Source organism: Streptomyces sp. NPDC051211, assembly GCF_040689505.1.
Taxonomy (GTDB): domain Bacteria; phylum Actinomycetota; class Actinomycetes; order Streptomycetales; family Streptomycetaceae; genus Streptomyces.
Genome location: NZ_JBFBAV010000044.1, coordinates 18,512 through 41,020 on the forward strand (window position 1 = coordinate 18,512; position 22,509 = coordinate 41,020).

Annotated in this window: 22 protein-coding genes; 20 read left to right on the forward strand and 2 right to left on the reverse strand. The window is 71.2% G+C overall.

The genetic code is table 11. From position 1 onward, the window contains the following. Positions 1–15 precede the first annotated feature (15 nt). The 18 genes from pgsA to AB0447_RS30190 all read left to right on the forward strand — a co-directional run bounded on the left by pgsA (position 16) and on the right by AB0447_RS30190 (position 18,043). Complete coding sequence (gene pgsA / locus AB0447_RS30105; protein ID WP_366479991.1) at positions 16–762, forward strand: phosphatidylinositol phosphate synthase; 747 nt, start codon at positions 16–18, stop codon at positions 760–762. Further along, entirely contained in the window at positions 762–1,682 is a 921-nt protein-coding gene (locus AB0447_RS30110) for a phosphatidylinositol mannoside acyltransferase (RefSeq protein ID WP_366479992.1), read from the forward strand. Before pgsA ends, AB0447_RS30110 begins: the two co-directional genes overlap by 1 nt. Next, entirely contained in the window at positions 1,679–2,848 is a 1,170-nt protein-coding gene (locus AB0447_RS30115) for a glycosyltransferase family 4 protein (protein WP_366479993.1), read from the forward strand. The genes AB0447_RS30110 and AB0447_RS30115 overlap by 4 nt, the downstream gene beginning before the upstream one ends. Before the next feature lie 45 nt (positions 2,849–2,893). Continuing rightward, positions 2,894–3,433 (forward strand): hypothetical protein, encoded by a 540-nt coding sequence (locus AB0447_RS30120; RefSeq protein WP_366479994.1) that lies wholly within the window; start codon positions 2,894–2,896, stop codon positions 3,431–3,433. 146 nt (positions 3,434–3,579) lie between these two features. Then, positions 3,580–4,500 (forward strand): pyridoxal 5'-phosphate synthase lyase subunit PdxS, encoded by a 921-nt coding sequence (pdxS, locus tag AB0447_RS30125; RefSeq protein ID WP_366479995.1) that lies wholly within the window; start codon positions 3,580–3,582, stop codon positions 4,498–4,500. Positions 4,501–4,512: 12 nt separating this feature from the next. Beyond that, positions 4,513–5,106, forward strand: coding sequence for a pyridoxal 5'-phosphate synthase glutaminase subunit PdxT (gene pdxT, locus AB0447_RS30130; RefSeq protein ID WP_366479996.1), 594 nt, complete (start codon positions 4,513–4,515; stop codon positions 5,104–5,106). A 57-nt stretch (positions 5,107–5,163) separates the two neighbouring features. Further along, positions 5,164–5,916, forward strand: a complete 753-nt coding sequence (locus AB0447_RS30135; protein WP_366479997.1) for a YebC/PmpR family DNA-binding transcriptional regulator — start codon at positions 5,164–5,166, stop codon at positions 5,914–5,916. A 205-nt stretch (positions 5,917–6,121) separates the two neighbouring features. Next, on the forward strand, positions 6,122–6,658 hold the full coding sequence (gene ruvC, locus AB0447_RS30140; RefSeq protein WP_366479998.1) for a crossover junction endodeoxyribonuclease RuvC: 537 nt from the start codon (positions 6,122–6,124) through the stop codon (positions 6,656–6,658). Next, entirely contained in the window at positions 6,655–7,287 is a 633-nt protein-coding gene (gene ruvA, locus AB0447_RS30145; RefSeq protein WP_366479999.1) for a Holliday junction branch migration protein RuvA, read from the forward strand. Before ruvC ends, ruvA begins: the two co-directional genes overlap by 4 nt. A gap of 52 nt (positions 7,288–7,339) precedes the next feature. Next, on the forward strand, positions 7,340–8,401 hold the full coding sequence (gene ruvB / locus AB0447_RS30150) for a Holliday junction branch migration DNA helicase RuvB (RefSeq protein ID WP_366480000.1): 1,062 nt from the start codon (positions 7,340–7,342) through the stop codon (positions 8,399–8,401). Positions 8,402–8,565: 164 nt separating this feature from the next. Further along, positions 8,566–9,048, forward strand: coding sequence for a preprotein translocase subunit YajC (gene yajC, locus AB0447_RS30155; protein WP_366480001.1), 483 nt, complete (start codon positions 8,566–8,568; stop codon positions 9,046–9,048). Between the two features lie 155 nt (positions 9,049–9,203). Continuing rightward, positions 9,204–11,024 carry a protein translocase subunit SecD gene (secD, locus tag AB0447_RS30160; RefSeq protein WP_366480002.1) on the forward strand — a complete coding sequence of 607 codons (1,821 nt, stop codon included), beginning with the start codon at positions 9,204–9,206 and terminating at the stop codon, positions 11,022–11,024. Position 11,025: 1 nt separating this feature from the next. Then, positions 11,026–12,087, forward strand: a complete 1,062-nt coding sequence (secF, locus tag AB0447_RS30165; protein ID WP_366480003.1) for a protein translocase subunit SecF — start codon at positions 11,026–11,028, stop codon at positions 12,085–12,087. Beyond that, on the forward strand, positions 12,084–12,635 hold the full coding sequence (locus AB0447_RS30170) for an adenine phosphoribosyltransferase (protein WP_366480004.1): 552 nt from the start codon (positions 12,084–12,086) through the stop codon (positions 12,633–12,635). Before secF ends, AB0447_RS30170 begins: the two co-directional genes overlap by 4 nt. Before the next feature lie 210 nt (positions 12,636–12,845). Continuing rightward, positions 12,846–15,269, forward strand: a complete 2,424-nt coding sequence (locus tag AB0447_RS30175; protein WP_366480005.1) for a bifunctional (p)ppGpp synthetase/guanosine-3',5'-bis(diphosphate) 3'-pyrophosphohydrolase — start codon at positions 12,846–12,848, stop codon at positions 15,267–15,269. Positions 15,270–15,299: 30 nt separating this feature from the next. Next, a complete protein-coding gene (locus tag AB0447_RS30180) occupies positions 15,300–16,535 on the forward strand; it encodes a serine/threonine-protein kinase (protein WP_366480006.1) in 1,236 nt (411 codons plus the stop codon). After that, positions 16,528–16,917 (forward strand): hypothetical protein, encoded by a 390-nt coding sequence (locus AB0447_RS30185; protein ID WP_366480007.1) that lies wholly within the window; start codon positions 16,528–16,530, stop codon positions 16,915–16,917. Before AB0447_RS30180 ends, AB0447_RS30185 begins: the two co-directional genes overlap by 8 nt. Next, positions 16,901–18,043, forward strand: a complete 1,143-nt coding sequence (locus AB0447_RS30190; RefSeq protein ID WP_366480008.1) for a caspase family protein — start codon at positions 16,901–16,903, stop codon at positions 18,041–18,043. The genes AB0447_RS30185 and AB0447_RS30190 overlap by 17 nt, the downstream gene beginning before the upstream one ends. 95 nt (positions 18,044–18,138) lie before the next feature. Here the strand turns inward: AB0447_RS30190 and AB0447_RS30195 are convergent, their stop codons facing one another. Next, positions 18,139–19,368, reverse strand: coding sequence for a DUF349 domain-containing protein (locus tag AB0447_RS30195; protein ID WP_366480009.1), 1,230 nt, complete (start codon positions 19,366–19,368; stop codon positions 18,139–18,141). A 184-nt stretch (positions 19,369–19,552) separates the two neighbouring features. After that, on the reverse strand, positions 19,553–20,326 hold the full coding sequence (locus AB0447_RS30200) for a peptidylprolyl isomerase (RefSeq protein WP_366480010.1): 774 nt from the start codon (positions 20,324–20,326) through the stop codon (positions 19,553–19,555). Between the two features lie 148 nt (positions 20,327–20,474). Here AB0447_RS30200 and AB0447_RS30205 point away from each other — a divergent pair, with 148 nt between their 5' ends. Further along, positions 20,475–21,206: an MBL fold metallo-hydrolase gene (locus tag AB0447_RS30205; protein ID WP_366480011.1), complete on the forward strand. Its 732-nt coding sequence runs from the start codon at positions 20,475–20,477 to the stop codon at positions 21,204–21,206. A gap of 10 nt (positions 21,207–21,216) precedes the next feature. Then, on the forward strand, positions 21,217–22,479 hold the full coding sequence (hisS, locus tag AB0447_RS30210) for a histidine--tRNA ligase (RefSeq protein ID WP_366480012.1): 1,263 nt from the start codon (positions 21,217–21,219) through the stop codon (positions 22,477–22,479). Positions 22,480–22,509 lie beyond the last annotated feature (30 nt).

Sequence of the window (22,509 nt, forward strand, 5' to 3'; positions counted from 1 at the left end):
CCCTCCGGGAAAGCCATGCTGAACAAGTACGCGCGTGCATTCTTCACGCGTGTCCTCACGCCGTTCGCCGCATTTCTGCTCCGGCGGGGGGTGAGCCCGGATGCGGTCACCCTGATCGGCACGGCCGGAGTGGTGACCGGAGCGCTGGTCTTCTTCCCCCGCGGCGAATTCTTCTGGGGCACGATCACCATCACCGCCTTCGTCTTCTCCGACCTGGTGGACGGGAACATGGCCCGCCAGGCCGGCGTGTCCAGCCGGTGGGGCGCCTTCCTGGACTCCACCCTGGACCGGGTCGCGGACGCCGCGATCTTCGGCGGACTGGCCCTCTGGTACGCGGGCGGCGGCAACGACAACGTGCTGTGCGCGGTGGCGATCTTCTGCCTGGCCAGCGGCCAGGTCGTCTCGTACACCAAGGCCCGGGGCGAATCGATCGGCCTGCCGGTCGCCGTCAACGGCCTCATCGAGCGGGCCGAGCGGCTGGTGATCTCGCTGGTCGCCGCCGGTCTGGCCGGGCTGGAGACCTTCGGGGTGCCCTCCTGGATCGGGGTGCTGCTGCCGATCGCCCTGTGGATCGTGGCCGCCGGCTCGCTGGTGACCCTGATCCAGCGGGTGGTGACCGTACGCCGGGAGGCGGCGGAGGCGGACGCCCAGGCGTCGCCGGATTCCCCCGCTTCCCCCGGTTCCTCAGGTTCCCCCGATTCCCCCGCTTCCCCCGATTCCCCTGCTTCTTCCTCCGAATCCTCCGAGAGCGGCGCTGTCTGATGGGCTCACTGCGGGACCGGCTGACCGACGGGCTGTACGGGGCCGGCTGGGCCGGGGTGAAGAAGCTGCCCGAGCCGGCCGCCGTCGCACTGGGCCGGCGGATCGCCGACTACGTGTGGAAGCGGCGCGGCACGAGCGTGCTGCGGCTGGAGTCGAACCTGGCCCGGGTGGTGCCGGACGCGGGCGAGGCCCGGCTGCGCGAGCTGTCCCGGGCGGGCATGCGCTCGTACATGCGCTACTGGATGGAAGCGTTCCGCCTGCCGGCCGTGCCCAAGGAGCGCTTCGGCCGGGACGTGCGGATAGAGGACGACCACATCCTGCGGGAGGCCCTCGCCTCCGGCCGCGGAGTGATCGTCGCCCTGCCGCACCTGGCCAACTGGGATCTTGCGGGCGCCTGGGCCACCACGCACCTCGGACTGCCCTTCACGACGGTCGCCGAGCGGCTCAAGCCGGAAAGCCTCTTCGACCGGTTCGTGGCCTACCGGGAGAGCCTGGGCATGGAGGTCCTGCCGCACAACGGCGGCGCCGCCTTCGGCGTCCTCGCCCGGCGGCTGCGCGCGGGCGGCCTGATCTGCCTGGTCGCCGACCGGGACCTGTCCGCCTCCGGGGTCGAGGTGGAGTTCTTCGGCGCCACCGCCCGGATGCCGGCCGGGCCGGCCCTGCTCGCCGTGCAGACCGGGGCGGTGCTGCTGCCCGCCACCCTCTGGTACGGGGACACGCCCCGGATGTACGGCCGCATCCATCCGCCGGTGGAGGTGCCCGAGACCGGCACCCGCGCGGAGAAGACCGCCGTCATGACCCAGGCCGTGGCCGACGCGTTCGCGGGCGGCATCGCCGAGCACCCCGAGGACTGGCACATGCTGCAGCGGCTGTGGCTGGACGACCTGGAGCCGCGCGACGCAGCGGAGGCGGGGGCATGAGGATCGGCATCGTCTGCCCCTACTCCTGGGACGTCCCCGGCGGGGTCCAGTTCCACATCCGGGACCTGGCCGAGCACCTGATCGGGCTGGGCCACGAGGTGTCCGTCCTCGCCCCGGCCGACGACGAGACCCCGCTGCCGCCGTACGTGGTCTCGGCCGGCCGGGCCGTGCCGGTGCCGTACAACGGCTCGGTGGCCCGGCTGAACTTCGGCTTCCTGTCCGCCGCCCGGGTGCGGCGCTGGCTGCACGACGGCACCTTCGACGTGATCCACATCCACGAGCCGGCCTCGCCCTCCCTGGGGCTGCTGTCCTGCTGGGCGGCCCAGGGCCCGATCGTGGCCACCTTCCACACCTCGAACCCGCGCTCGCGGGCGATGATCGCCGCGTACCCGATCCTTCAGCCGGCGCTGGAGAAGATCAGCGCGCGGATCGCGGTCAGCGAGTACGCGCGGCGCACCCTGGTGGAACACCTGGGCGGCGACGCCGTGGTCATCCCCAACGGCGTCGACGTGGACTTCTTCGCGTCCGCGGAGCCGAATCCCGCCTGGACCGGCCGGACCCTCGGCTTCATCGGCCGCATCGACGAGCCCCGCAAGGGCCTGCCGGTGCTCATGGCGGCCTTCCCCAAGATCGCGGAGGCCTGCCCGGACGTCCGGCTGCTGGTCGCGGGCCGCGGCGACGAGGAGGAGGCGGTCGCCTCCCTCCCCGCGGACCTCCGCTCCCGGGTGGAGTTCCTGGGCATGGTCTCGGACGAGGACAAGGCCCGGCTGCTGCGCAGTGTGGACGTGTACGTCGCCCCCAACACCGGCGGCGAGAGCTTCGGCATCATCCTGGTCGAGGCGCTGTCGGCGGGCGCGGCCGTGCTCGCCTCCGACCTCGACGCCTTCGCGCAGGTCCTGGACCAGGGCGCGGCCGGCGAACTGTTCGCCAACGAGGACGCCGACGCGCTGGCGGCCGGCGCGATCGCCCTGCTCCGCGACCCGGCCCGCAGGACGGCCCTGTCGGAGCACGGCTCGGCGCACGTGCGCCGGTTCGACTGGTCCACGGTCGGCGCGGACATCCTGGCCGTCTACGAGACGGTGACGATGGGCGCGGCGGCGGTCGCCACGGACGAACGCATCCCCCTCCGCACCCGCCTGGGCCTCACCCGCGACCCGGGCGCCTGACCGGCCTGCACAGGGCCTCCCGCCGGGACGGTAGTGTCACCCCGCGTGATCGAAACCCTCGTATGGATCGCCCTGGCGCTCGGCGTCATCGGGGTCTACCTCAGCTGGACCGCCGGGCGGCTCGACCGGCTGCATTCGCGGATGGACGCCGCCCGGGCCGCGCTCGACGCACAGTTGCTGCGGCGGGCCTCCGTCGTACTGGAGGTGGCCACCTCCGGGGTGCTGGACCCGGCCTCCTCGCTCGTGCTGTACGAGGCCGCGCACGCCGCCCGGCAGGCCGAGGAGGAGCAGCGCGAGGTCGCCGAGAGCGAGCTGAGCCAGGCGCTGCGGGCCGTCTTCGGGGACGCCGCGCAGGTGGAGGCCCTCAAGGAGGCCCCGGGCGGGGAGCAGGCCGCCGAGGAGCTGGCCGCATCGGTGCGCCGGGTGCCGATGGCCCGCCGGTTCCACAACGACGCCGTGCGCGCCGCCCGCGCGTTGCGCACCCATCGCAAGGTCCGCTGGTTCAGACTGGCCGGGCACGCGCCCTTCCCGCTGGCCTTCGAGATGGACGACGAGCCGCCGGCCGACCTGGCCGACCGCCCCTGAGACCGAGTTGTACCCAGTGGCCAAGTTGGAAGGAGCCACCAGCTCCTTATTGGCCCTTGCAGTGGACTGGTCGGGGGCGGTTTCCTCAGTGGAGTAGAACTCGTATCCGTGCGGTACGCACGTCTTCCTTCGAGTGAGGTCACCCCGTGAGCACGCTTTCCACCAACCCGCAGTCCGCTGAGTCCTCGGCGATTGGCACCTCTCGCGTCAAGCGGGGCATGGCCGAGCAGCTCAAGGGCGGCGTGATCATGGACGTGGTCAACGCCGAGCAGGCGAAGATCGCCGAGGACGCCGGCGCCGTCGCCGTCATGGCCCTCGAGCGGGTCCCCGCCGACATCCGCAAGGACGGCGGCGTCGCCCGGATGTCCGACCCCAACATGATCGAAGAGATCATCGAGGCCGTCTCCATCCCGGTCATGGCCAAGTCCCGCATCGGCCACTTCGTCGAGGCGCAGGTCCTGCAGTCCCTGGGTGTCGACTACATCGACGAGTCCGAGGTCCTGACCCCGGCCGACGAGGTCAACCACTCCGACAAGTGGGCCTTCACCACCCCCTTCGTCTGTGGCGCCACCAACCTGGGCGAGGCCCTGCGCCGCATCGCCGAGGGCGCGGCCATGATCCGCTCCAAGGGCGAGGCCGGCACCGGCAACGTCGTCGAGGCCGTCCGCCACCTGCGCCAGATCAAGAACGAGATCGCCAAGCTGCGCGGCTTCGACAACAACGAGCTGTACGCCGCCGCCAAGGAGCTGCGCGCCCCGTACGAGCTCGTCAAGGAAGTTGCCGAGCTCGGCAAGCTCCCGGTCGTGCTGTTCTCCGCCGGTGGCGTCGCCACCCCGGCCGACGCCGCCCTGATGCGCCAGCTCGGCGCCGAGGGCGTGTTCGTCGGCTCCGGCATCTTCAAGTCGGGCGACCCGGCCAAGCGCGCCGCCGCCATCGTGAAGGCCACCACCTTCTACGACGACCCGAAGATCATCGCGGACGCCTCCCGCAACCTGGGCGAGGCCATGGTCGGCATCAACTGCGACACCCTGCCCGAGGCCGAGCGCTACGCCAACCGCGGCTGGTAAGGCACGACTCCGATGAACAACCCCCCCGTGATAGGCGTCCTGGCCCTGCAGGGCGATGTACGGGAGCACCTGATCGCCCTGGCCGCGGCCGATGCCGTGGCCAGGCCGGTCCGGCGCCCCGAGGAGCTCGCCGAGGTCGACGCCCTGGTCATTCCCGGCGGCGAGTCCACGACCATGTCGAAGCTCGCGATCCTCTTCGGCATGCTGGAGCCGCTGCGCGAGCGGGTCCGCGCCGGCATGCCGGTCTACGGCACCTGCGCGGGCATGATCATGCTCGCCGACAAGCTGCTGGACGGCCGTGAGGACCAGGAGACGCTCGGCGGCATCGACATGATCGTGCGCCGGAACGCCTTCGGGCGGCAGAACGAATCCTTCGAGGCGCAGATCGACTTCGCCGGCATCGAGGGCGGGCCCGTCGAGGGCGTCTTCATCCGCGCTCCCTGGGTCGAGTCGGTCGGCGCGGCCGCCGAGGTCCTCGCCACGTACGACGGCCACACGGTCGCCGTGCGCCAGGGGAACGTGCTCGCCACCTCCTTCCACCCGGAGCTCACCGGAGACGATCGCGTCCACGCGTACTTCGTCGACATGGTGCGCGCGGGGGCGTGACGGTGCTTCGGTAGGATCGGGCACGAACACTGTTGGTTACGCGAAGGAGACAGGCGGATGTCCGGCCACTCTAAATGGGCTACGACGAAGCACAAGAAGGCCGTGATCGATGCCAAGCGCGGCAAGCTCTTCGCGAAGCTGATCAAGAACATCGAGGTCGCGGCCCGTACGGGCGGCGCCGACCCGGACGGCAACCCGACCCTCTTCGACGCCATCCAGAAGGCCAAGAAGAGCTCGGTCCCGAACAAGAACATCGACTCCGCGGTCAAGCGCGGTGGCGGTCTCGAGGCCGGCGGCGTCGACTACGCGACGATCATGTACGAGGGTTACGGCCCCAACGGTGTCGCGGTGCTCATCGAGTGCCTCACCGACAACCGCAACCGCGCCGCGTCCGACGTGCGGGTCGCCATGACCCGCAACGGCGGCTCGATGGCCGACCCGGGCTCGGTTTCGTACCTGTTCAACCGCAAGGGCGTCATCGTGCTGCCCAAGGGCGAGCTCTCCGAGGACGACGTCCTCGGCGCGGTCCTCGACGCGGGCGCCGAGGAGGTCAACGACCTCGGCGACCAGTTCGAGATCATCAGCGAGGCCACCGACCTGGTCGCGGTCCGTACCGCGCTCCAGGACGCCGGCATCGACTACGACTCGGCGGAGGCCAGCTTCGTTCCGACCATGCAGGTCGAACTGGACGAAGAGGGCGCGCGCAAGATCTTCAAGCTGATCGACGCGCTGGAGGACAGCGACGACGTGCAGAACGTCTTCGCCAACTTCGACGTCTCGGACGAGGTCATGGAGAAGGTCGACGCGTAACGCCGCGTCCACGCTCTGACGGCGGGCCGACGGGGAACACACCCCGTCGGCCCGCTGCGTTGTCAGGGGCACCGGCTAGCCTGATCGCGTGATGTCAGTGATCGCCCGCTGAGGACCGCAACCGTCAATTGAGGAACCCACGCGGCGATCAGCCAGGTCCGCGAGAGCGGCGGCGGTTCAGCCGCAAAAAGGGAGGGGGCGGGGCGTGCGCGTACTGGGCGTGGACCCGGGGCTGACCCGGTGCGGAGTGGGGGTGGTCGAGGGGGTCGCCGGCCGTCCCCTGACCATGCTCGGCGTGGGCGTCGTACGCACCCCGCCGGACGCGGACATCGGGCACCGGCTGGTCGCCATCGAGGCGGGCCTGGAGGCCTGGCTGGACGAGCACCGGCCCGAGCTGGTCGCGGTGGAGCGGGTGTTCAGCCAGCACAACGTACGGACGGTGATGGGCACCGCCCAGGCCAGCGCGGTCGCCATGCTGTGCGCGGCACGCCGCGGAATACCGGTGGCCCTGCACACCCCCAGCGAGGTCAAGGCGGCCGTCACCGGCAGCGGGCGCGCCGACAAGGCGCAGGTCGGGGCCATGGTGACCCGGCTGTTGCGGCTGGACGCCCCGCCCAAGCCGGCCGACGCCGCCGACGCGCTGGCCCTCGCCATCTGCCACATCTGGCGGGCCCCCGCCCAGAACCGCCTGCAGCAGGCGGTCGCCCAGCACGCATCCGCAGTGAAAGGCCGGACCCGATGATCGCCTTTGTGAGCGGCCCGGTGGCCGCCCTCGCCCCCACCACGGCCGTGATCGAGGTCGGCGGAGTGGGCATGGCCGTCCAGTGCACCCCGAACACCATCGCCGGCCTGCGGACCGGTGAACCGGCCCGGCTGGCGACCTCCCTGGTGGTCCGGGAGGACTCCCTGACCCTGTACGGCTTCGCCGACGACGACGAACGGCAGGTCTTCGAGCTACTCCAGACCGCCAGCGGGGTCGGGCCGCGGCTGGCCCAGGCGATGCTCGGGGTGCACCGTCCGGACGCCCTGCGGCTCGCCGTGTCCACCGGCGACGAGAAGGCGCTCATGGCGGTGCCGGGCATCGGCAAGAAGGGCGCCCAGAAGCTCCTGCTGGAGCTCAAGGACAAGCTGGGCGCCCTGCTGGGCAGCAGCGGCCTGGTGGGCGCTCAGCGCGCCGCGGCGACCGGCCCGGCGCCCTGGACCGAGCAGCTGTCCGCCGCGCTGATCGGGCTCGGCTACGCCTCCCGCGAGGCCGAGGACGCGGTCACCGCCGTGACCCCGCAGGCCGAGGCCGCCATCGCGGAATCCGGCTCGGCCCCGGTCCCGCAGCTGCTCCGGGCGGCCCTCCAGACCCTGAACCGCGCCCGATAGCCGCCGCCCGGTCCCGCAGACAGAGCACCGTACGAACGAGAAGGCAGACACCGTGAACTGGGACGACGAGACGGACACCGCACCCGCGGAGCGCTTGGTCGGTGCCGTGGCGGACGGGGAGGACACTGCCGTCGAGGCCGCCCTGCGCCCCAAGGACCTCGGCGAGTTCGTCGGCCAGGAGAAGGTCCGGCAGCAGCTGGACCTGGTTCTGAAGGCGGCCCGCCAGCGCGGGGCGACCGCCGACCACGTGCTGCTCTCCGGCGCCCCCGGCCTCGGCAAGACCACCCTCTCCATGATCATCGCGGCCGAGATGGGCGCCCCCATCCGGATCACCTCCGGCCCCGCCATCCAGCACGCCGGCGACCTCGCCGCCATCCTCTCCTCCCTCCAGGAGGGCGAGGTCCTCTTCCTCGACGAGATCCACCGGATGTCCCGGCCCGCCGAGGAAATGCTCTACATGGCCATGGAGGACTTCCGTGTCGACGTGATCGTCGGCAAGGGCCCCGGCGCCACCGCGATCCCCCTGGAGCTGCCGCCGTTCACGCTGGTCGGCGCCACCACCCGGGCCGGCCTGCTGCCGCCCCCGCTCCGCGACCGCTTCGGTTTCACCGGCCACATGGAGTTCTACGCCCCCGAGGAGCTCCAGCGGGTCATCCACCGCTCCGCCCGCCTCCTCGACGTGGAGATCGACACCGAGGGCGCCGCCGAGATCGCCGGCCGGTCCCGCGGAACCCCCCGCATCGCCAACCGCCTGCTGCGCCGCGTCCGCGACTACGCCCAGGTCAAGGTGGACGGGGTCATCACCCGTGAGGTGGCTTCCACCGCCCTCCAGGTGTACGAGGTGGACGCGCGCGGACTGGACCGGCTGGACCGGGCCGTGCTGGAGGCCCTGCTCAAGCTGTTCGGCGGCGGACCCGTCGGCCTGTCCACCCTCGCGGTCGCCGTGGGGGAGGAGCGGGAGACCGTCGAGGAGGTCGCCGAGCCCTTCCTGGTCCGGGAAGGGCTGCTCGCCCGTACCCCGCGGGGGCGGGTCGCCACCCCCGCGGCATGGGCCCACCTGGGACTCGTCCCGCCGGCGGCGCAGACCGGACAACAGGGGCTCTTCGGGGCCTGACGGCGCGGAGGATCGACCCGTCCGGAACTGCGGTGCCATGCTGGGCGTTGTTCCATCGGTGCGGACTCGCCTAGACTCCGCCGATGCCGACTGTGCAGGTCGGCATGCCCACCCCCGTAGAAATGGCCGCCCTCCGGTTCGGCCGTGCGAAGGATCTTCGTCCCGTGAACAGTCTCGTGACCTTCCTCCCGTTCATCGTGCTCATCGGGGCCATGTTCCTGATGACCCGTTCCGCCAAGAAGAAGCAGCAGGCGGCCGTTCAGATGCGCGAGCAGATGACGCCCGGCACCGGCGTGCGCACCATCGGCGGCATGTACGCCACGGTCAAGGAGGTCGGCGACGACACCGTCACCCTCGAGGTGGCCCCCGGTGTCCATGCCATGTACGCGAAGAACGCCATCGGCGCGGTGCTGGAGGACGAGGAGTACAACCGCATCGTCCACGGCACCACCGATGATCTGACCATCGACACGCCGGTCGTGCCGGATGACGCCTCCTCGCTGGTCGAGTCCGCCGAGGACAAGGCCGCGGACGAGGCCGAGGCCAAGAAGCTGGACCTGGGCAAGAAGGACGAGTCCACGGACGCCGAGCCGAAGGCCGATGGCAAGACCGAGGGCAAGACCGAGGGCGAGACCGGCGCGAAGTAGCGCACACCGTCGGGGACCGCGCGCGCCTGACCGGTGCGGGGGGCGGTCCCCGTCAGTGACCCGTTTCTGCGGGGGGCAGGGGTCCCCACCACACATTTCGTGGCCGTCCGCGCGCTGACCCGGCGCGGGGCGGTTGGACAGGGAGATACAACAAGGTGGCAGCACCGAAGAAGGGCCGGCGGCCCACGGGGGCTCAGGGGAGGCCGGGGCGTGCCCTGGCGATCATCCTGATCGCGATGGTGGCGCTCACCGCGGGGATGTTCATCTCCAAGCAGACGACGCCCCGGCTGGGCATCGACCTCGCCGGCGGTACGAGCATCACGCTGAAGGCGAAGAACGAGCCCGGCAAGCCGAACGCGATCAACGAGACCAACATGAACACGGCGGTCGGGATCATCGAGCGCCGCGTCAACGGTCTCGGTGTCTCGGAGGCCGAGGTCCAGACCCAGGGCCGCGACCACATCATCGTGAACATCCCCAAGGGGACGAACGAGAAGCAGGCTCGCGCACAGGTCGGCACGACCGCCCAGCTGTACTTCCGCCCGGTCCTGGCCTACCAGGACAGCGCGATGGCGCCCGAGCCCGTTCCCTCGGCGAACCCGTCCGGTTCCCCGAGCGGCTCCCCGAGCCCGAAGGCGGGTGCCTCCGGCACCCCGAAGGCCGGGGACAACAAGGGCGGCACGGCCAGCCCGACCGCCACCCCGTCGTCCAGCGCCACTTCGCAGGGCCGTGCCATCGGTGAGGCCCTCAAGGCCACCGGCACCCCCTCGCCGAACCCCTCGGCGAGCCAGTCGAAGAAGGCAGACGACAAGGCGACCACCCCGGCCCCGACCCCGCCGGCCGACCCCGCCGTGGCCGACCTGCAGGCGAAGTTCGCCGCGCTCGACTGCACCAAGGAAGACCAGCGCGCCACCGCCGGCAAGAACGCCAAGCCCAGCGACACCATCGTCGCCTGCGGCCAGCGCGGCGACGGCGAGAACGCGCCCTGGGGCAAGTGGCTCCTCGGCCCGGCCGGCGTCGAGGGCAAGGACGTCAAGTCCGCCAAGGGCGTCATCGATCCGCAGTCGGGCATGTGGATCGTGACCATGGAGTTCAACGGCAAGGGCTCCGACGCCTTCGCCAAGGTCACCGGTGAGCTGGCGGCCAAGCAGTCCCCGCAGAACCAGTTCGCCATCGTGCTCGACGGCGAGGTCATCTCCGACCCGTCCGTCAGCTCCGCGATCACCGGCGGCAACGCGCAGATCTCCGGCGGCTTCAACCAGCAGTCCGCGCAGGACCTGGGCAACATGCTGTCGTACGGCGCCCTGCCGCTGTCCTTCCAGGAGGACAGCGTCACCACCGTGACCGCCGCGCTCGGCGGCGAGCAGCTGAAGGCCGGCCTGATCTCCGGCGCCATCGGCCTCGCCCTCGTCGTGATCTACCTGCTCGTGTACTACCGCGGCCTGGCGCTCCTCGCGATCGTCTCCCTGCTGGTGTCCGCGATCCTCACCTACACGATCATGGCGCTGCTCGGTAAGGGCATCGGCTTCGCGCTGAACCTGCCGGCCGTCTGCGGCGCGATCGTGGCCATCGGCATCACCGCGGACTCGTTCATCGTGTACTTCGAACGCATCCGCGACGAGATCCGTGAGGGCCGCACCCTCAAGCCGGCGGTGGAGCGTGCCTGGCCGCGTGCCCGGCGCACCATCCTGGTCTCCGACTTCGTGTCCTTCCTGGCCGCCGCGGTGCTCTTCATCGTCACCGTCGGCAAGGTGCAGGGCTTCGCGTTCACCCTGGGTCTGACCACCCTGCTCGACGTGGTCGTGGTGTTCCTCTTCACCAAGCCGGTCATGACGCTGCTGGCCCGCACGAAGTTCTTCTCCAGTGGGCACCCGTGGTCCGGGCTGGACCCGAAGCGGCTCGGCGCCAAGCCGCCGCTGCGCCGGTCCCGCCGCACCGTCGCCACCTCCGCCCCCGTCGAAGCAAAGGAGGCGTGAGATGTCGAAGCTGGGAGATCTCGGCGCCAAGCTGTACAAGGGTGAGGTCGGGTACGACTTCGTCGGAAAGCGATTCGTCTGGTACGGCGTTTCCATCCTGATCACCATCACGGCGATCGTGGCCCTGGCCGTTCAGGGCCTCAACATGGGCATCGAGTTCAAGGGCGGTGCCGTCTTCACCACCCCGAAGACGAACGTCTCGGTGGCCCAGGCCACCGAGGACGCGGAGCAGGCCTCCGGCCACGACGCGATCGTCCAGGAGCTCGGCACCGGCGGCCTGCGGATCCAGATCTCCGGTCTGGACACCAACGCCGCGGCCGATGTGAAGAAGCAGCTCGCGACCGACCTCAAGGTGTCCGAGAAGGACATCAACGCGGACCTGGTCGGCCCCAGCTGGGGCGAGCAGATCGCCAACAAGGCCTGGACCGGCCTCGGCGTGTTCATGGTCCTCGTGGTGATCTACCTGGCCATCGCCTTCGAATGGCGGATGGCCATCGCGGCGCTGATCGCGCTGATCCACGACCTCACCATCACCGTCGGCATCTACTCGCTGGTCGGCTTCGAGGTCACCCCGGGTACCGTCATCGGTCTGCTCACCATCCTCGGTTACTCCCTCTACGACACCGTCGTCGTCTTCGACGGTCTGAAGGAGTCCACCAAGGACATCACCAAGCAGACCCGCTCCACCTACAGCGAGCTCGCCAACAAGAGCGTCAACGGCACCCTGGTCCGCTCGATCAACACCACCGTGGTGGCGCTCCTCCCGGTCGCCGCGCTGCTGTTCATCGGCGGCGGCTTCCTGGGCGCGGGCATGCTGAACGACATCTCGCTGTCGCTGTTCGTCGGCCTCGCCGCCGGTGCGTACTCCTCGATCTTCATCGCGACCCCGCTGGTCGTGGACCTCAAGGAGCGCGAGCCGGAGATGAAGGCGCTGACGAAGCGGGTGCTCGCCAAGCGGGCGGCCGCCGCGGCGAAGGGCGAGGACCAGGCCGACGGCGCCGAGGACACCCCCGAGGTAGTGGCCCAGGCCCGCCCCGGCCGGGCCACGGGCCGCCGCCGGTGACCGCGGTCGGCGACGGGCTCCGGGAGCTGCTGCTCAGCCGGATCACGGATGTCCCGGACTATCCGAAGCCGGGCGTGGTGTTCAAGGACATCACCCCGCTGCTCGCCGACCCGGCGGCCTTCGGCGCGCTGACCGAGGCACTGGTGCAGATCGCCGCCGGCTGCGGGGCGACGAAGATCGTGGGCCTGGAGGCCCGCGGCTTCATCCTGGCCGCTCCGGTGGCCGTCCGCGCGGGCATCGGCTTCGTACCGGTCCGCAAGGCGGGCAAGCTGCCCGGGGCGACCCTGTCCCAGGCGTACGAGCTGGAGTACGGCACCGCGGAGATCGAGATCCACGCGGAGGCCCTGACCGGCGAGGACCGGGTCCTGGTCATCGACGACGTGCTGGCCACCGGCGGTACCGCCGAGGCCTCGCTGGAGCTGATCCGGCGGGCGGGCGCGCAGGTCGCCGGCGTCGCCGTGCTGATGGAGCTGTCCTTCCTGCCGGGCCGGGCCCGGCTGGAGCAGGCCCTCGGCGGCGCTCCGCTGGACGCGCTGATCGTGGTCTGACCCTGTTCGGCCGAAGCGGCGGGCCCCCCGGCAGGGGGTGCCCGCCGCTTCTGCGTTCCGTGCCGTTGCCGGGCTCGGCCGCGCACCCCGGGCCCCGGACGACCGTGGGGCGGGGTGCGGGGGAACCCACGGCGAACGGCAGGGGCCAGTGCTCGCTACCATGGTTTATCCGGACCTGACCGGGGCCCCGGATCCGCTTGAGGAGCGCTCTTGCCAGACGAGGTCCAGCCCATCTCCGCCGCGCAGCCCGACCCGAAGGCCGAGCAGGCCAAGGCGGCCGCCGCCGCGCCCAAGCCGGCCCCGCCGGCCCGGCCCGCGCCGCTGAAGCCCGCAGGGTCCTCCAACCGGGTGCGCGCCAGGCTCGCCCGTCTCGGTGTCCAGCGTTCCAACCCGTACAACCCGGTGCTGGAACCCCTGCTCCGCATAGTCCGGAGCAACGACCCGAAGATCGAGACCGCGACGCTCCGGCAGATCGAGCAGGCCTACCAGGTCGCCGAGCGCTGGCACCGCGGCCAGAAGCGCAAGAGCGGCGACCCGTACATCACCCACCCGCTCGCGGTGACCACCATCCTCGCCGAGCTGGGCATGGACCCCGCGACCCTGATGGCCGGTCTGCTCCACGACACCGTCGAGGACACCGAGTACGGCCTCGAACAGCTCAGGCGCGACTTCGGTGACGCCGTGGCCCTCCTCGTCGACGGGGTCACCAAGCTCGACAAGGTCAAGTTCGGCGAAGCCGCCCAGGCGGAGACCGTCCGCAAGATGGTCGTCGCCATGGCCAAGGACCCCCGGGTCCTGGTCATCAAGCTCGCGGACCGCCTGCACAACATGCGCACGATGCGCTACCTCAAGCGGGAGAAGCAGGAGAAGAAGGCCCGCGAGACCCTGGAGATCTACGCTCCGCTCGCCCACCGGCTGGGCATGAACACCATCAAGTGGGAGCTGGAGGACCTCGCCTTCGCGATCCTCTACCCCAAGATGTACGACGAGATCGTCCGCCTCGTCGCCGAGCGCGCGCCCAAGCGGGACGAGTACCTCGCGGTCGTCACCGACGAGGTGCAGACCGACCTGCGGGCCGCCCGGATCAAGGCCACCGTCACCGGCCGCCCCAAGCACTACTACAGCGTCTACCAGAAGATGATCGTGCGGGGCCGCGACTTCGCCGAGATCTACGACCTGGTGGGCATCCGCGTCCTCGTCGACACCGTCCGCGACTGCTACGCGGCCCTCGGCACCGTCCACGCGCGATGGAACCCGGTCCCGGGCCGGTTCAAGGACTACATCGCGATGCCCAAGTTCAACATGTACCAGTCGCTCCACACGACGGTCATCGGGCCCAGCGGCAAGCCGGTCGAGCTGCAGATCCGTACGTTCGACATGCACCGGCGGGCCGAGTACGGCATCGCCGCGCACTGGAAGTACAAGCAGGAGACCGTCGCCGGCAGCTCCAAGATCCGTACTGATGTCCCCAAGGCGGCCAAGGGCAGCGCCGGCCAGGACACCGTCAACGACATGGCCTGGCTGCGGCAGCTGCTGGACTGGCAGAAGGAGACGGAGGACCCGGGCGAGTTCCTGGAGTCGCTGCGCTTCGACCTGTCCCGCAACGAGGTCTTCGTCTTCACGCCCAAGGGCGACGTGATAGCGCTGCCGGCCGGCGCCACCCCCGTGGACTTCGCCTTCGCCGTCCACACCGAGGTCGGCTACCGGACCATAGGGGCGCGGGTCAACGGACGCCTGGTGCCCCTCGAATCCACCCTGGACAACGGGGACCTGGTCGAGGTCTTCACCTCCAAGGCGGAGGGCGCAGGCCCGTCCCGCGACTGGCTCGGCTTCGTCAAGTCCCCGCGCGCCCGCAACAAGATCCGCGCCTGGTTCTCCAAGGAGCGCCGCGACGAGGCGATCGAGCAGGGCAAGGACGCGATCGCGCGGGCCATGCGCAAGCAGAACCTGCCGATCCAGCGGATCCTCACCGGCGACTCCCTGGTCACCCTCGCCCACGAGATGCGCTACCCGGACATATCCTCCCTCTACGCAGCCATCGGCGAGGGCCATGTCTCGGCGCAGGCCGTGGTCCAGAAGCTGGTCCAGGCCCTGGGCGGCGAGGAGGCCGCCAACGAGGACATCGAGGAGAGCGTCCCGCCGTCGCGCAGCCGCGGCAAGCGGCGCAACAACGCCGACCCGGGCGTGGTCGTCAAGGGCGTCGAGGACGTCTGGGTCAAGCTGGCCCGCTGCTGCACCCCGGTGCCGGGCGACCCGATCATCGGCTTCGTGACCCGCGGCAGCGGCGTATCGGTTCACCGCGCCGACTGCGTCAACGTGGACTCGCTGTCCCAGCAGCCGGAGCGGATCCTGGAGGTCGAGTGGGCACCCACCCAGTCCTCCGTCTTCCTGGTCGCCATCCAGGTCGAGGCCCTGGACCGGTCCCGCCTCCTGTCCGACGTCACCCGCGTCCTCTCCGACCAGCACGTCAACATCCTGTCCGCGGCCGTCCAGACCTCCCGCGACCGGGTGGCCACATCCCGCTTCACCTTCGAGATGGGCGACCCCAAGCACTTGGGCCACGTCCTGAAGGCCGTTCGGGGTGTGGAAGGCGTGTACGACGTCTACCGTGTGACTTCGGCAAGGAGGCCGTGACCACTACCTGACGCCGCCCCGGGGGAGCACGTGGCTTCGTACGACCTGTTTCCGCGTGGGCTCAGCCGACGCTACGAGCCGGTGCGGGTGATCGGCCGGGGCGGCATGGGGGTGGTCTTCGCGGCGGAGGACCTCCGGCTCGAACGGCAGGTGGCGGTCAAGGTCCTCACCCGGCAGGAAGGGCTGGCCGAGAAGGCCGCCCAGCGGTTCCGCGACGAGGCGGTCGCGCTCGCCCGGATCAGCCACCCCGGCGTGGTCGCCGTCCACGACGCCGGGATGGACAACGGCATCCCGTACCTGGTGATGGAACTGCTCGACGGCGAGGACCTGGCCGATCTGGTCGCCGCGCACGGGCCGCTGCCCGTGGACCGGGCCTGCCGGGTGGCCGTGGACATGCTCACCGGGCTCGGGGCGGCGCACGCGAGCGGCGTGCTCCACCGGGACGTGAAACCGCAGAACGTACGGATCACCCGGCGCGGGGTGGTGCTGTACGACTTCGGCATCGCCAAGCTGGCGGAAGACGACAGCGACACCGCGGGAACCGTCGTGGTCGGCACGGCCGGCTACCTCGCGCCGGAGCGCATCCAGGGGATGAGGGCGTCCCCGGCCTCCGACCTGTACGGCGTCGGCGTCTGCCTGCGGTTCATGTTCACCGGCCGGCCGCCGGTGGGCACCGACGAGGACAACGCGATCGCCGTGCTCTACCGGATCACCCGGGGACTGCCCCCGCTGCGCGAGACCGGGGTGGTCCTGCCGGACGGCTTCAGCGAGGTCGTCGACAGCCTCTGCGCCCTGGCCCCCGGGGACCGCCCGGCGGACACCGTCGAGGCCGTCCGGCTCCTCGAGCCCTGGGCTGCGGCACCCGGCACCGTGCCCGAGGCCCCCTTCGTCCCCGAGCAGGCCGGGCCCGGGCCGCAGTGGCGGGCCGGAGCAGCGGACCTGTCCCGCGCGGCCGAGCCGGTCACCCTCGGTGCGGTCACCCGTCGCCTGGTGCGCAGCCGCATGACCGAGTCCTCGGCCCTCACGCGGCAGCGCGAGGCCGTCGGACTGGTGCTGCGCGGGAACGTCCGGGAGGCGGCCGACATCCTGGACGGGGTGCTCCCGTACTGCCAGGACACGCTCGGCCCGGACCATCCCACCACCCTGGCCTGCCAGTACTGGCGGGCCGTCTGCCTGACCCGGCTGGGCGAGTCCGCCGCCGCCGTGGAACAGTTCGCGCGGATCGGCAACCGCATCGGAGCAGGAAGGAACGAGACGGATGCGTGAGTTCGAGTTACGGGTCGACGGCGGCCGGGTGCCGGACGAGGGCCCGGAGGCGGAACTGCGGTCCCTGCTGGCCTGGTTGTCCGAGGACGAGAGCACCGGGAGCAGCGCGCGCGGCCGGATCGCCGGCGAACGGCCGCTCCCTGCCGGGCACATGGGCGGCGCCGGCTTCGACCTCATCCAACTCGCCGTCGGCAGCGGCCTGTCCACCGCCTCCCTGGTCTTCGCCGTCCTCCAGTGGCAGGTCGCACGCCACCGGCCGCCCGAGGTGACCGTCCGCAGGGGCCCGTACGAGGTGCGGCTCACCGGCTCGGAGGCCACCGATCCGGAGACGGTCCGCCGGATCGCGGACGCCCTGGGCGGGGACGATGACGGGAGTTCCTGACCCGGCGGCCTCCCGCGTTGTGCTCATCGGCAGCGCCGGATACCACCACCTGCCCGCGCTCCCGGCGGTCGGGGCGAACGTCGAGGACCTGGCCGCCGAACTCTCCGACCCCACCGTCTGGGGACTGCCGGAGCAGCACCTCACCCTCGTCGCCGATCCGGTGCACGCCGCCGACCTGCTGGACCCGGTCCGCCGCGCGGGCGAGGAGGCCACCGACACCCTGCTGGTCTACTTCGCCGGCCACGGCATGCGGGACGCCGACTCGGCGGACCTGTACCTGGCCCTGCACGGTTCCCGGGAGAACCTCGGCTACACCGCCGCCGCCTACCAGCACCTGCGCTCCGCCCTGCGCGGGTCCCGGGCCGCCCGCAAGGTGGTGGTGCTCGACTGCTGCTTCAGCGGGCGCGCCGCCCGCGCCCTCGCGGCCGGCGATCCGGACGGGCTCGCGGCCCAGGCCGCCGTCGAAGGGGCCTACGTACTGACCGCCTCGCCGGGTAACCGGGTGGCCCTCGCACCGGACGGGGAACGGCACACCGCCTTCACCGGGGAGCTGCTCACGGTGCTGCGCGAGGGCATCCCCGACGGACCCGAGCTGATCGACCTGGACACGCTGTTCCGCACCCTGGAGACCCGGCTGCGCGGCAAGAACCGCCCGCTGCCCCGGAGCGCACAGGAGAACGGCATCGGAAAGCTGCAACTCGTCCGCAACCGGGCCCGCGCGGCCCGCGGCGCACCGGCCGGGCCGGTGCGCCGCGGAGACCTCCAGTCGGCCCTGGTGGGGGCGGGACTCGCGCTGGCCCGGACGCTGCGCGCGGCGGGGCGTACCCGGGACGCGCTGCCGGTGCTGCGGCTCGCCCTGAGCGAGCGGTCGGCCTCCGGCGCGGGCGATCTGCTGGCCGTCCAGCTCGAACTGTCCGACATGCTGGCGGAGACCGGGCAGCTCGGCGAGGCCATCGGCGTACTGGAGGAGGCATTCGTCCAGGTGCACCGGTTCTACCGGCCGGAGGCGGTCCAGGTCTGCCGGCGGCTGGCCGGGCTGCTCCAGGAGTCCGGCAACCACATCCATGCCTGTGAGGTCCTCGAACACGCCATGGACCTGATCCAGGACGGCAGCCGGGTCCCGTAGGCAGTGCGGGTCCCGCGCACGGCCGGGAGGGACGCGGAAGGGCCCCGGTACGAAAGATCCGTACCGGGGCCCTGTCACAGCAGGCGGCGGAAGGCTCAGCCGCCGAACTCCTCCAGGCCCTTCAGCGCCTGGTCCAGCAGGGCCTGCCGGCCCTCCAGCTCGCGCGAGAGCTTGTCGGCCTTGGCGTTGTTGCCCGAGGCGCGGGCCGCGTCGATCTGCTCACGCAGCTTGTCCACGGCCGCCTGCAGCTGGCCCGTGAGACCGGCCGCACGGGCGCGGGCCTCCGGGTTGGTCCGGCGCCACTCCGTCTCCTCGGACTCCTGGAGCGCACGCTCCACCGCGTGCATCCGGCCCTCGACCTTCGGGCGGGCGTCCCGCGGCACGTGGCCGATGGCCTCCCAGCGCTCGTTGATGGACCGGAACGCCGCACGCGCCGCCTTCAGGTCCGTCACCGGGACGAGCTTCTCGGCCTCGTCGGCCAGCTCCTCCTTCAGCTTCAGGTTCTCCACCTGCTCGGCGTCGCGCTCCGCGAAGACCTCACCGCGGGCCGCGAAGAACACGTCCTGCGCACCGCGGAAACGGTTCCACAGGTCGTCCTCCGCCTCGCGCTGCGCCCGGCCGGCCGCCTTCCAGTCCGCCATCAGCTCGCGGTAACGGGCCGCCGTCGGACCCCAGTCGGTCGACTTCGAGAGCGACTCCGCCTCGGCGACCAGCTTCTCCTTGGCCTTGCGGGCATCCTCGCGCTGCGCGTCCAGCGAGGCGAAGTGCGCCTTGCGGCGCTTGGAGAAGGCGGACCGGGCGTGCGAGAAGCGGTGCCACAGTTCGTCGTCCGACTTGCGGTCCAGCCGGGGGAGACCCTTCCAGGTGTCCACCAGCGCCCGCAGCCGCTCACCGGCGCTCCGCCACTGGTCGCTCTGCGCCAGCTGCTCCGCCTCGGTGACCAGGTCCTCCTTGGCCTTCCGCGCCTCGTCCGTCTGCTTGGCCTTCTGGACCTTGCGCTCCTCGCGGCGCGACTCCACGGTCGCGACCAGCTTGTCCAGCCGGGTCCGCAGCGCGTCGAGGTCGCCCACCGCGTGGTGCTCGTCGACCTGCACCCGCAGGTGATCGATCGCGGTCTGCGCGTCCTTGGCGGACAGATCGGTGGTCCGCACCCGCCGCTCGAGGAGGCCGATCTCGACCACCAGGCCCTCGTACTTGCGCTCGAAGTAGGCCAGGGCCTCCTCAGGGGTGCCCGCCTGCCACGAGCCGACGACCTTCTCGCCATCGGCAGTACGCACGTACACGGTGCCCGTCTCGTCGACGCGGCCCCACGGGTCGCTGCTCACAGCGCCTCCTCCACCTGATGCCTGCGCGGGGGTCGCCCCCACGGCATCGTCCACAGTTCCTGGGGCGGGCAGCGCCCGCCCTGCACAACGCAAACATAGGCGACCGCCGGGCCGGCTGTCCGCATCCCGCACGACGGAATATCGGCGTAGACGCACCACGGCCGGCCCGGGGCCGCCTCCCGGGTCAGTTCTTGGTGACCGCGGCCTTCTCGATGGTGACGCCCTTCTTCGGGGCGATGCCGCCGTCGACGGTGCCCTCCTTGGCCACGTCCTCGACGATCTTCAGGCCGGCCGGGTCGAGCTTGCCGAAGGGGGTGTACGTCGGGGTCAGCGGGCTGTCCTTGTAGACCAGGAAGAACTGGCTGCCGCCGGAACCGGGCTGGCCGGTGTTCGCCATCGCCACCGTGCCCGCCGGGTAGATCACCTGGCCCTGCTCGTTGGCCTTGCCGAGGGCGTCCAGGTTCTCGTCCGGGATGTTGTAGCCCGGTCCGCCCTTGCCGTCGCCCTGCGGGTCACCGCACTGGAGGACGAAGATGCCCTCCGTGGTCAGCCGGTGGCAGATGGTCTTGTCGAAGTAGCCCTTGTCGGCGAGCGACTTGAAGGAGTTCACGGTCTGCGGGGTCTTCGCCGCATCCATGTCGATCTTGATCTCGCCCTGGCTGGTCTTCAGCGAGAACGTGTACTTCGCCTTCTGGTCGACCGCCATGGCCGGCGAGGGGGACTGCTTCGGCGTGGGCTCGGCCGACGGCGAGCTCTCGGCGCTCGGCTCCGCGGACTCCTTGCTGTCGAAGACCCCGCCCACCACCAGGCCGACGAGCGTCGCGACGACCACGGCCACCGTCGCGCCGATCACGATCGCCCGCTGCCGCGCCTTGCGCCGGGCTTCCTCCCGCCGCTTCTGCTGACGCTCGAACTTCTCCTTGGCGAGCTGCCGCCGCCGCTGATCGCTGGTGACCACCGGGTCTCGTCTCCTTGTGCGTTTCTTGTACCGCTGTCCGGGCTGGGTTAGGCCGTACCGTATATGGGTTCGCTGTGAGATGAGCGGCGCCGGTAGGCTCTGATCTGCCGCAACCCTCCCGACGGACGACGACTACCTAAGGACGAACGTGCTGATTGCCGGGTTCCCCGCCGGGGCCTGGGGGACCAACTGCTACCTGGTCGCCCCCGCCGCAGGTGAGGAGTGCGTCATCATCGACCCGGGCCACCAGGCCGCCCAGGGTGTCGAGGAGACGCTGAAGAAGCATCGGCTCAAGCCCGTCGCGGTGGTCCTCACCCACGGCCACATCGACCACGTGGCCTCGGTGGTCCCGGTCTGCGGAGCGCACGACGTACCCGCCTGGATCCACCCCGAGGACCGCTACATGATGAGCGACCCGGAGAAGGCCCTGGGGCGCTCCATCGGGATGCCGCTGATGGGCGAGCTGACGATCGGGGAGCCGGACGACGTCCGCGAGCTGGCCGACGGCAGCAGCCTGAAGCTGGCCGGTCTGGAGTTCCAGGTCGCGCATGCGCCCGGCCATACCAAGGGGTCGGTGACCTTCCGGATGCCGGAGGCCTCGGACATCCCGTCCGTGTTCTTCTCCGGCGATCTGCTCTTCGCCGGCTCCATCGGACGCACCGACCTGCCTGGCGGCTCCCACGCCGAGATGCTCGAGTCGCTGGCCCGCGTGTGCCTGCCGCTCGACGACTCGACCGTGGTGCTGTCCGGCCACGGTTCCCAGACCACCATCGGCCAGGAGCGCGCGACCAACCCGTACCTGCGGGAGGTCGCCGCGATCCGCCAGGGCCAGGGCGCGACCCCCAGTGGTACCGCACCCGCTCCACGACGAGGAATGTGACGAGAGTTCCGTGAGCACCTTCAAGGCCCCCAAGGGCACGTACGACCTGATCCCGCCGTACTCCGCGAAGTACCTGGCGGTCCGCGAGGCCATCTCCGGACCGCTGCGGAAGGCCGGATACGGGTACGTCGAGACGCCCGGCTTCGAGGACGTCGACCTCTTCGCCCGCGGTGTCGGCGAGTCCACCGACATCGTCACCAAGGAGATGTACACCCTCACCACCAAGGGCGGCGCGAACCTCGCGCTGCGCCCCGAGGGCACCGCTTCCGTGCTGCGCGCGGCACTGGAGGCCAACATGCACAAGGCCGGCGGCCTGCCGGTCAAGCTCTGGTACTCGGGTTCGTACTACCGCTACGAGCGCCCGCAGAAGGGCCGCTACCGCCACTTCTCGCAGGTCGGTGCCGAGGCGATCGGCGCCGAGGACCCGGCGCTGGACGCCGAGCTGATCATCCTCGCCGACCAGGCGTACCGCTCGCTGGGCCTGCGCGATTTCCGCATCCTGCTGAACTCTCTGGGCGACAAGGAGTGCCGCCCGGTGTACCGGGAGGCGCTGCAGACCTTCCTCCGCGGGCTGGACCTGGACGAGGAGACCGTCCGCCGGGCCGAGATCAACCCGCTGCGGGTGCTGGACGACAAGCGGACCGACGTGCAGAAGCAGCTGGTCGGCGCGCCCATGCTGCGCGACTACCTGTGCGACGCCTGCAAGGCGTACCACGAGGAGGTACGCGCGCTGATCACCGCGGCCGGCGTGGTCTTCGAGGACGACGTGAAGCTGGTCCGCGGCCTGGACTACTACACCCGCACCACCTTCGAGTTCGTCCACGACGGCCTGGGCTCCCAGTCCGCGGTCGGCGGCGGCGGCCGCTACGACGGCCTGTCCGAGATGATCGGCGGCCCCGCGCTGCCGTCGGTGGGCTGGGCGCTCGGCGTGGACCGCACGGTCCTCGCCCTGGAAGCCGAGGGCATCGAGCTGGACATTCCGCCGACCACCTCGGTGTTCGCGGTGCCGCTCGGCGAGGAGGCCCGCCGGGTGCTCTTCGCGGCGGTCACCGAGCTCCGCAAGGCGGGCGTCGCGGCCGACTTCGCGTACGGCGGCAAGGGCCTCAAGGGTGCCATGAAGGACGCGAACCGCTCCGGCGCGCGCTTCACCGTCGTCGCCGGCGAGCGCGACCTCGCCGAGGGCGTGGTCCAGCTCAAGGACATGGAGTCCGGCGAGCAGACCGCCGTACCGGTGGACGGGCTCGTCGAGACGGTCCGGGCCCAGCTGGCCTGATCTGCGGTCGGACCGGGTCCGGGGAAGCCC